This is a genomic window from Nitrosospira sp. Nsp18 (genome assembly GCF_900103145.1).
Lineage (GTDB): Bacteria > Pseudomonadota > Gammaproteobacteria > Burkholderiales > Nitrosomonadaceae > Nitrosospira.
The window spans coordinates 1-9,244 of sequence record NZ_FMWY01000043.1 but is presented as its reverse complement, the minus strand read 5'-3'; the positions used below and the strand labels follow the sequence as shown (position 1 = coordinate 9,244).

At 50.5% G+C, this 9,244-nt stretch carries 7 protein-coding genes; 2 read left to right on the top strand and 5 right to left on the bottom strand.

The window, feature by feature from the left end:
* Positions 1-409: 409 nt before the first annotated feature.
* The 5 genes from BLS94_RS14120 to BLS94_RS14100 form a co-directional block, all read right to left on the bottom strand.
* On the bottom strand, positions 410-1,684 hold the full coding sequence (locus BLS94_RS14120) for a porin (RefSeq protein WP_090962526.1): 1,275 nt from the start codon (positions 1,682-1,684) through the stop codon (positions 410-412).
* A 262-nt stretch (positions 1,685-1,946) separates the two neighbouring features.
* On the bottom strand, positions 1,947-2,786 hold the full coding sequence (gene trpC / locus BLS94_RS14115) for an indole-3-glycerol phosphate synthase TrpC (RefSeq protein ID WP_090962522.1): 840 nt from the start codon (positions 2,784-2,786) through the stop codon (positions 1,947-1,949).
* A gap of 3 nt (positions 2,787-2,789) precedes the next feature.
* On the bottom strand, positions 2,790-3,842 hold the full coding sequence (gene trpD / locus BLS94_RS14110; RefSeq protein WP_090962519.1) for an anthranilate phosphoribosyltransferase: 1,053 nt from the start codon (positions 3,840-3,842) through the stop codon (positions 2,790-2,792).
* A 65-nt stretch (positions 3,843-3,907) separates the two neighbouring features.
* Positions 3,908-4,471: an anthranilate synthase component II gene (locus BLS94_RS14105; protein ID WP_090962516.1), complete on the bottom strand. Its 564-nt coding sequence runs from the start codon at positions 4,469-4,471 to the stop codon at positions 3,908-3,910.
* Positions 4,472-4,710: 239 nt separating this feature from the next.
* A complete protein-coding gene (locus BLS94_RS14100) occupies positions 4,711-5,874 on the bottom strand; it encodes a glycosyltransferase family 2 protein (protein WP_090962513.1) in 1,164 nt (387 codons plus the stop codon).
* A 442-nt stretch (positions 5,875-6,316) separates the two neighbouring features.
* Here BLS94_RS14100 and BLS94_RS14095 point away from each other — a divergent pair, with 442 nt between their 5' ends.
* Positions 6,317-7,312, top strand: a complete 996-nt coding sequence (locus tag BLS94_RS14095) for a polysaccharide pyruvyl transferase family protein (protein WP_090962510.1) — start codon at positions 6,317-6,319, stop codon at positions 7,310-7,312.
* A 215-nt stretch (positions 7,313-7,527) separates the two neighbouring features.
* Positions 7,528-8,637, top strand: a complete 1,110-nt coding sequence (locus BLS94_RS14090) for a hypothetical protein (protein ID WP_143021715.1) — start codon at positions 7,528-7,530, stop codon at positions 8,635-8,637.
* Positions 8,638-9,244 lie beyond the last annotated feature (607 nt).

The window sequence follows — 9,244 nt, the reverse complement described above, 5'->3', positions numbered from 1 at the left end:
AAATCATCTTCGATGCACTAAAATGAATTCCTTTCCTTATGGCACAACGTTAACTGCAAAACTGTTTCGGTAACCTTTTTCTATGGCGCAACGCGGACCTACCATGCATTCCGCATTAAATAGCTGCCTCATTACGCCATCTTGAAGCGCCCTGCGACAGATCAAGTTCCGGTCATTTTTTCTCTTACATTCTTGTTACAACAGCATATTAGCACGGATATTTTTCAAACTAAACACACAACCTTTTCATGGTCTTATGAGCCTCCGAACAACCCTTAACGCACGCTTAATGGTGGTTTGCGCCATGTTCTATTTCCTTCCACTTCTCTCTTTATGGGAGGGGCCGTTCCCCAAAAGAAGGAAAAAAATGGGGCGCCTAGGCGCCCCATTCTCAACTGGTTCGTCTCAATTAAAAATTGTGACGGATACCAACCGTGTAGGTAGCCCGGCTACCTGTTGCATAGCTGGGAGCAGCATAGCTGACACCATTCGCAGCGCTGCCAAGGTTATTGTCATCTGCAGTATTATTCGCATTGCTCACGTATACATGTTGATAACCACCGAACACGCTCGTGCGCTTGCTCAGATTATGGATTGCACCTACCGTAAAGCTGTCGGCCTTGCGTGCTGCCGAGCCATTGACGCCGCCCGCGTGAGCCTTGGTCATACCGCCCTGAGCCACCAGAGTGGTGTTACCCCATTTGTATTGCGCGCCCGCAAACCAGATGTTGCCGTCGCCACCCCAGTTCATCGCGGAATTGCACTGCCCTGTGCCGCTACCAGCGGCGTCGAGCGGGTTCGCTACCAGCGCGGCAGCTGTGGTACAGGTGGCGGAGCCGAGCGCATTGTTGATATTTTCATATTGGCCGCTGAGCTTGAAGTTCTCCCAGGTCCATGCACCACCAACTCGCCATATTTCTTCTGTTTTGAGACCTATGGTTCTCTGCAGATTATTGGCGTTGTCTCTGGAGTAGCCTCCAAATATATCAAGCCCCATGCCTGCAAAATCGACATGATATTTGGCAGCGGCTTGACCATCAAACTCGCCGTTTCTACCGCCGGTATTGCCTTGGCTGCCTAGCCCGCCCGGCTGGAAGCTGGCTAGCACGCTACCGGTTTGAAGGGGATCGAGCGTGTTTGCATCACCCGGCATAAGCAAACCGGAAAAAGAGAAACCCTCTATGCTTGCCGAGTCGTAACGGAGGGCACTGTTGACAAAGCCGTTGGCACCCGAGCCCATACCGTTGGCGCCCGCAGACATGGTACCGCCCGCGCCGTTGGCTTGCAGGGTAGTGTATGCAAACGGATCAATCGTCATACCACCGGCGAAGTCCTTGAAGGGAGATTGAACGCGGCCAAATTTGATGTCACCCCACTGATTGCTGGAAAGACCAACCCATTGCTCCCGAGGTGTGGTGGCTGAGCCGGAACCGGCATTCAAGCCCATTTCCAGACGAGCATTTGCTCTCAGTCCATTGCCGAGATCCTCGGTAATGTGCAGGCCCCAACGTGATGAGCGGGAATTGTCTTGCAGTGATCCCTGGCTGGGTTGGCTAGCAAAATCGACGAGGCTGTATTCAGCTTGTACCCGGCCAAAAATTGTGACGTTTGTCCCCTGAGCGGATGCAACCACCGGGGCCGCGAGTGCACCAGCAGCAGCCAGTGCAATCAGTTTCTTTTTCATATGGAAAATCTCCTTTAAAGTTGAAACGGTGGGGTGCTTCTCACCGACCCTATTTCGGTGAAGTAGTGTCCCGCTGCTTGGACCTCTCTGAATGAGAGGGTTGAGAGATTGTGCCTAACGTCGCAACGGCTAGCAAGGAAATAACGAGACTTTCGAAATATGGAAGATGTATGTGTTGCTTTTTTGCAACAAAAAGGTTCGGCTCGCGATCCAGGCAAATGTGAGCGCCGGTTCGGGCGGCATAAACTGTAACACTTGTGCGTCAATCCGCCCCAAACAGTCGTGCAAGCTCTGCCCCTGGATCATCGGCGCGCATGAAAGCTTCGCCCACGAGGAAAGCATTAACCCGATGGTCGCGCATCAGCATGACATCGGCGGGCACGAGTATGCCGCTTTCGGTAATCACAATGCGCTCCGGCGGAATACGGTCGAGCAATTGCAGCGTTGTGTCCAGGCGAGTTTCGAACGTATGCAGGTTGCGATTGTTGACGCCAATCAAAGAGGAACTTAATTGCAACGCGAGATCCAGCTCCGCACCGTCATGTACCTCAACCAGCACCTCCATGCCGAGCGCGTGTGCGAGCGATTCGAGCTTGAGCATCCGGTTCACTATTTCTGTCTCTTGCCGGCATTCTCCAGCCATGAAAGAAGCCTTGCGGAAGGCCGCGACGATTATAAGGATGCAATCCGCTCCCATCGCACGGGCCTCAACCACCTGATATTCGTCCAGCATGAAGTCCTTGCGCAGCACCGGTAGATTACAAGCAGCTTTGGCCTGCCTTAAATACTCCGCGCAACCGCTGAAAAACTGCTTATCGGTTAATACGGACAGGCAGGCTGCTCCATGTCTCGCATAGCTGGTCGCGATGGCGGCCGGATCGAACCGCTCCCGCAAAATACCCCGGCTGGGGCTGGCTTTCTTGATCTCCGCAATGACCGCGGGCAGCCCGGCGGTCATTTTATCGCGGAGTGCCACAGCGAAATTTCGGGGAGGAGGCTCAGCCTCGGCTTCGCGATACAATCCATCAAGCGGCCTCACTGCCTTTGCGGCAGCGATCTCCTGCCGCTTGACGGCTAAAATCTCTTGCAGAATGTCGGCCATAGGCTAAATCCGGGAAGCTTCATTCCGATTTTCACGATTTGAGAATTCCACCAGTTCCAGCAATTTTGCTTTAGCTGCACCGCTTTCTATCGCGGCGCGGGCTTTTTCCACACCTTGCTTCAATGATTCCGCTACACCCGCAACGTAGACCGCCGCGCCTGCGTTAAGCAACACGACATCGCGTGCCGCGCCAGGGTGGTCATCCAGCACCGACAACAACATTTCTTTGGATTGAATACTATCTTGTGCCTGTATTGACTCAATGGCAGCAGTATTCATGCCGAAATCTTCAGGTTTAATACTGTATTCAATCACCTCGCCATGCCTGAGCTCGCCTACCCAGGTTTCGCCGGCTATGGTGATCTCATCCAATCCCCCTTGCCCATTTCTGCCGTGGACCACCATTACGTGACGGCTGCCCAGTCGCTGCAGTACTCGAGCCAATATGCCGACGAGATCGGGATGAAATACGCCCAGCAACTGATTTCTCGCTCCGGCGGGATTGGTCAGCGGCCCAAGGATATTAAACAGGGTGCGCACGCCCAGATCGCGCCTCACCGGTGCGGCATGTTTCATGGCGCTGTGAAAATTGGGAGCAAACATGAATCCGAGGCCGATCTCCTTTATGTCCTCGGCTACCTGACCTGGGGTCTGGTTGAGGTTGACGCCAAGAGCCTCAAGCACGTCCGCGCTACCCGATTTGCTGGAAACGGAGCGCCCACCGTGCTTGGCGACCCGCGCGCCCGCAGCAGCCGCGACAAAGGCTGCGGCCGTTGAAATATTGAAAGTATGGGCCGCATCGCCTCCAGTCCCGCATGTATCCACGAGATGTCGGTTATCCGCTACTTCCACGCGGGTAGCAAATTCGCGCATCACCTGTGCCGCAGCGGCGATTTCGCCAATGGTCTCTTTCTTTACCCGCAGTCCGGTGACGATAGCAGCGATCAGTGCGGGTGACAACTCGCCACGCATGATCTGCCGCATGAGTGAAAGCATTTCATCGTGAAAGATTTCACGATGTTCTATGATACGGGCCAGCGCTTCTTGCGGCTTCATAAATCTTTCCTTTTCCGGAATGCGTCAGCTTCACATGGCCCTCTTCAGGGCCGCTCAGACAGCTCTTACTGGCTCAGAAAGTTTTCCAGCAACTGGTGTCCGTATTGGGTGAGGATGGATTCCGGATGAAACTGCAGGCCTTCGACCGGGAAAGTTTTGTGGCGCACCCCCATGATCTCCCCATCTTCAGTCCATGCAGTGATTTCAAGGCATTCCGGAAGGCTCTCGCGTTCTATGACCAGCGAATGATAGCGAGTCGCGGTGAACGGGTTTGGCAAATCACGAAATACGCCGACGCCCTTATGAAAGATAGGCGAAGTTTTGCCATGCATGAGTTGCCGGGCGTGGATGATTTTTCCGCCGAAAGCCTGCCCTATGCTCTGATGCCCCAGGCAGACGCCCAATATGGGAACTTGACGGTTGTAATGCTCAATTAACGATACCGATATGCCCGCTTCATCTGGCGTGCAGGGACCTGGCGAAATTACAATACGCGCAGGCTTTAGCCGCGCAACTTCACCGGCTGTAATTTCATCATTGCGAAAAACCATCACTTCCTCGCCCAGTTCGCCAAAATACTGCACCAGGTTGTAAGTGAAAGAATCGTAATTGTCGATCATCAACAGCATTTATGGAAATTTACCTTGGAAAATAGATAAAAATCCTTTATGCCTCGCCTTTTCATGTCGGGCGTAGGTGATGGCATAGAAGGGAACTCGATATTATCCCTTCTCCATAGCGGGCGGACAAGGATAAGATAAGATGGCTGAAGGATGGGGAATAAAAACACCAAAAGTGGGCTATATATTTTAGGCACGACTAGTTACTTGTACATAAGATGCAAATCAAAAATACCGTTTGGCCGCCATTATAAAGTAAGGTGTAGTGAGGACCTGCGAGCGTCTAACAATTGCTTTGAATTATGAGAGGTCGTGTGCTCGACAATTTGCATCGAGTGCTTGGATCGATTGAACTCTATTCTCCGATTTATCGTTTGAGTCCGTATTTCACCCCTGGAATCACCTTCTTCGGCAATTAGCGCATTGCCATGCCCATAAGCAATATCCGCAAAGGAAACCGGAGGCTGTAAAAAACTTATCTCCATTTGAAGTTCTCTATAACCAGCTTCCCGTAACTCATCAAGGCTTCTTTCATAAGGCGGATGCAAGGTACCGCCATATTGTGCTGCGATACCGGCCATAAGTTCATTTGTAAGGCTGGATGCCTCCATAATCTGATGTATCTCGTCCCAGTGCGAACCCATTTTTCCGCGCCGGTCGCTGCCCATACGGCGGTATGACTCCACTCCGTGCAGAATTTTGCCCCGGAGCTGCTGCTTTGTTCTTATCGGCAGATGGTAAATAGGGAAACTGTCTCTTGCCGGAAACTTGACCTTTGAGGACCTGGTTCCCAGAAAAAGGGCGTGATTACCCTGAGCAATAAAATAGCTGGTCGAGGAAATACGACTGGGCTGAAATGCTATTTTGTGATAGCTGGACGGTTGAGGTGGTTCGAGAAAAAATTGGCTGATCACGTCGCCGCTCTCCATATCCAAAGGTACCAGATTGAGCCATGGCATCGAAATGACGGGAAAGGAATCCAGTTCAGAAAGTTTGCGATCAAACTCCTCCTTTGATCTAAACGGTAAAAACTCATCGACGTCAAGAAAGAAAATCCACCCCGGCATCTCCTGATCCACGAGATTTTGTGTGACCCAAGTCATTAGTTCGGACTGATAATAGCCAGGCTCATCAAAAAAATAACATTCGATATTCGGGTATTTTTCCCACAGGAGTTTTATGTATTCCCTCGAACCGTCTGATGAAAGATGGTCAACGAGAATAATTCGATCGAATAAAGATAAAGCATGTGCAGAAAAAATCTCAAGAATTCCTTTCTCATTTCTGATCATGGTGATGAGTGTTGTTTTCTTTCTGCGCTGATCCGCAACTCGACCTACGTTTCCTAGTAGAGGGGAAGACCATAACAGCTTCCAGCGAGCTATAAATTGCGACTTGAGAAAAGTGCTCATGAAATCGTGTAGTTGGTTATTATTTTCTTCATTTGACCTGTGAGCAGGTGCAATAAAAAGGGGGCAATGAGCCGGCAATAATTCCGCGGGCCGGATTCTACCTCATACTGAGCAGTTGTGGGCGCCCCCCCTGCCTCTGACCAACCATCTGGATTTCATTTCAAAGGTGCCAGACGAACTGCAGCCCAGGTCGCCGGAGAAGGCCTGTTTTTCCTGCGCAGATCGTTGCTTGAAAGGGGAATCAAAGCAGACAAAATAGAAGCTGTTGAAGCCTCGGCGGTTTTTCGAGTGTGCACTAGGGACCCGCGCGGGCCTTTCCCGTTTTGCTCTGCTTCAGGACTTCCGGACAAAACGTATCAAGATTGATTTCAGCCGACCTCCGGCAAGCCGACGGACAACTGTTATGGCGAGAACATTCAACTGGGGAGCGGATTAAGAAGGAATGACTCTAATCGAACAGATAAAAACAATGAGCGATGCACCCCATGCTGAATTGATGCACTCTCTGGCTGGCAAACACCATGTCCTCGCCGGCTTGATTGGAACAGCTCCAGTTCATTACGTCGATTTGCCGGTTCACAGGAACATAGGTGACCTGCTGATCATGCTGGGCACGCTCCGCTTCTTCGCGCTCCATGAATTGAAGATAAATCTTAAGGCGGCGTATTTCACCTACCGCCCAAGCTGGGCAAGAGCCGGTGATGTGATCGTATTCCAAGGTGGCGGTAATCTTGGCGACCTTTACGCGGGGCCGCAGCAGATGCGTCAACATGTGGTCGAGAAGCTACCCGGGAACAGGATAATTATCTTCCCTCAGACCATACACTTCCGTTCGACGGATGCGTATGCGCGATGCTGCAGAATTTTTTCAAAGCACCCTGATCTCCATATTTGTGTCAGAGACCATAAATCATTTGAACTGGCAGTCCTCATGTCGCGGCATGTTTATCTTCTCCCGGACATGGCGCACCAGCTATGGCCGATACAGCAAGCCCGCTGTTTCGAGGGGCGCCGTCTCGCGCTACTGAGGGCTGATGTCGAGTCCGCGGGGAATGAGGTAATCGATTTTGATGTGCGTACTGACTGGCGGGAGTTGGTCAGGCGTAAAAATACCTTGATTCGAATGATGCGAGGAGTGCTGGCTGCCTTACACCTTGCGCACGTTGACTTGGGTATCCTGTCCCTTGAGATGGACTTATGGATCAAATACGCAACGAAACTTGTTGACGAAGCAATCGATCTTTTTAGCAGATTCGAGGTAATTACGACTGACCGATTACATGCTCACATCTTGTCTTGTCTGATGGGGATTCCAAATACGGTCTTGAACAACTCCTATGGCAAGAACTATTCCTATATCACGGCGTGGACGGGGTCGAGCAATATCGTGGATTTATCGAGTGAAAACCATCGAATGAAACCGAGGAATACTGTTTAACCGCCACTATTAAATAAAGCAGCCTAGGGCACGGCAGAGCGGGTGGCCGCATCAAATCGCGAGGCAGGATCAGCTCGACAATTTGTGTATCGTACGTGGCACTCGCTTCGAGAGGAGGAATGGCAGCAAGCGTCAAGAGCGCGGGCTTGTCGTATCCGACTTCACAATGCTGGCCCGCGCCCAACAATTCCCTAGTTAACCAGTCCCCTATTATTATGCCTAAGCCAAAATTGCGTGATCGGATAGCGCGTTTTTTCGACATCCCCGTTCATATGCCAGGGCTTATACAGCGCGGTAATGATTTATGCACCAGAATCGACGGTAATTTTCTTCATATCCGGAGTGAACGCACGGAACTTGTTCTATCCCCGGAGGCGTTGGGCACTGCTTTTCTGCTGCCTACTGTCGCGATGGGCAGGCGTCTTGTGGGGAATTCGTGCGATCCGGTATGGCTGGAGAACACGCAACGCATACTCGACCAGGTAAATGAGTGGTGGGATTACGGGGCAAATCAGCCTGACTTTGCCCCAGGTAAATCTGGCCGGCCAAACCAAGGCGTTGGGCTGGCATTTAGCTTAGGGGTTGATTCGTTTTACTCCTGCTTTTTTGCCGATCCAGCACCCGATCTTTTAATTCTGGCTTCCGGATTTGATATCCCGCTAGAAAGAAAAGATATCCTTGCATCAATGTGTAATTCTCTAGCCACAATAGCCGAGGCAACGGGTAAAGATTGGACAATGATTGAGACTGATCTCAGAAGGCATCGTCTTTTTCGGAGATTATCCTGGGAATTCTCGCACGGGGGCGCGGTTGCATTTTTAGGGTACCTTCTGCAAGAACGCATCGGTTCTTTGCTTATTTCCTCGAGCTATGACCAAGACCATCTAGGTCCCTGGGGTTCGCATCCTGATCTCGATCCTTACTGGTCCTCCAGCCGACTTTCGGTCAAAAGCATGGGCCATGAGATTTCTCGATCAGAAAAGATAAAGCGGTTGGTGAACCATGCTATTGCCAAGCCACTTCTGAAGCGCCATTTACGCGTGTGCTGGGAACACCCGACATCACTTGGGAACTGCGGTTATTGCCATAAATGCGTCCTGCTGCGCATGACCTTGAATTGGCATGCTCCTGATTTTAAGCTCGACACTTTGCCTGAAGGTATACCTCTAGTTCAAGCTATTGAGGCTTTGTCGCCGCTGGATCAAGATTTGTCGCTTAATTTTCGAAGGGAGTTGGTGGGACACCTTGATCCGCCTGTTGATAGAGCATTACGTAAGCTGATTCAGCGGTCAGAAGAAAGTATTCAAAGACGACCAGGTGCTTGAAAGTTTTCCGGCATTCCCATCAATCTGTGCATTGTTGCGATTGTACCGAGCGACATAGGTTTACAGTAAGATACTCGTCAGTTTTTTATTCATTATTATTTCCCTTGGGTTTATACCGTGATTATTTACTTATGGTGAAGTAATAGCCTGAATTGACCAGAATCAGGTGGTTCCCAATAAAGAAAGGTGGATAGTGATTCGAGGACTAGCGGGCAGAAGTAACTTTAGTCACGATGATCGTAATTAAAGTTACTCCATCGGAAAACTAGCCAGCAACATAGCGTAGATTTCCGACTCCGGAACTGACGGATTGTTGGTGTACTTAAGACCAATTCTCGCTCGGCAGTAATATCTAAAATCTAACAGAGATATCGTCCCAACCCACTTTTCGGCGGACGTGAACCAATTCAGATTTATGCATTAAAGCCGCAATCAACCCTATCGCCGGCTTTATTCTTGAATACTTGCGAACATCTGCCTTATTGCAGAGGTTTGGGATAGAAAAACAGTCAACGCGTTGCGCCATAGAAAAAGGTTACCGAAACAGTTTTGCAGTTAACGTTGTGCCATAAGGAAAGGAATTCATTTTAGTGCATCGAAGATGATT

Coding starts and splice junctions, on each gene's coding strand:
- BLS94_RS14120 (WP_090962526.1), bottom strand. CDS start 1,684: ATGAAAAAGAAACTGATTGCACTGGCTGCTGCTGGTGCACTCGCGGCC.
- trpC (WP_090962522.1), bottom strand. CDS start 2,786: ATGGCCGACATTCTGCAAGAGATTTTAGCCGTCAAGCGGCAGGAGATC.
- trpD (WP_090962519.1), bottom strand. CDS start 3,842: ATGAAGCCGCAAGAAGCGCTGGCCCGTATCATAGAACATCGTGAAATC.
- BLS94_RS14105 (WP_090962516.1), bottom strand. CDS start 4,471: ATGCTGTTGATGATCGACAATTACGATTCTTTCACTTACAACCTGGTG.
- BLS94_RS14100 (WP_090962513.1), bottom strand. CDS start 5,874: ATGAGCACTTTTCTCAAGTCGCAATTTATAGCTCGCTGGAAGCTGTTA.
- BLS94_RS14095 (WP_090962510.1), top strand. CDS start 6,317: ATGACTCTAATCGAACAGATAAAAACAATGAGCGATGCACCCCATGCT.
- BLS94_RS14090 (WP_143021715.1), top strand. CDS start 7,528: ATGCCTAAGCCAAAATTGCGTGATCGGATAGCGCGTTTTTTCGACATC.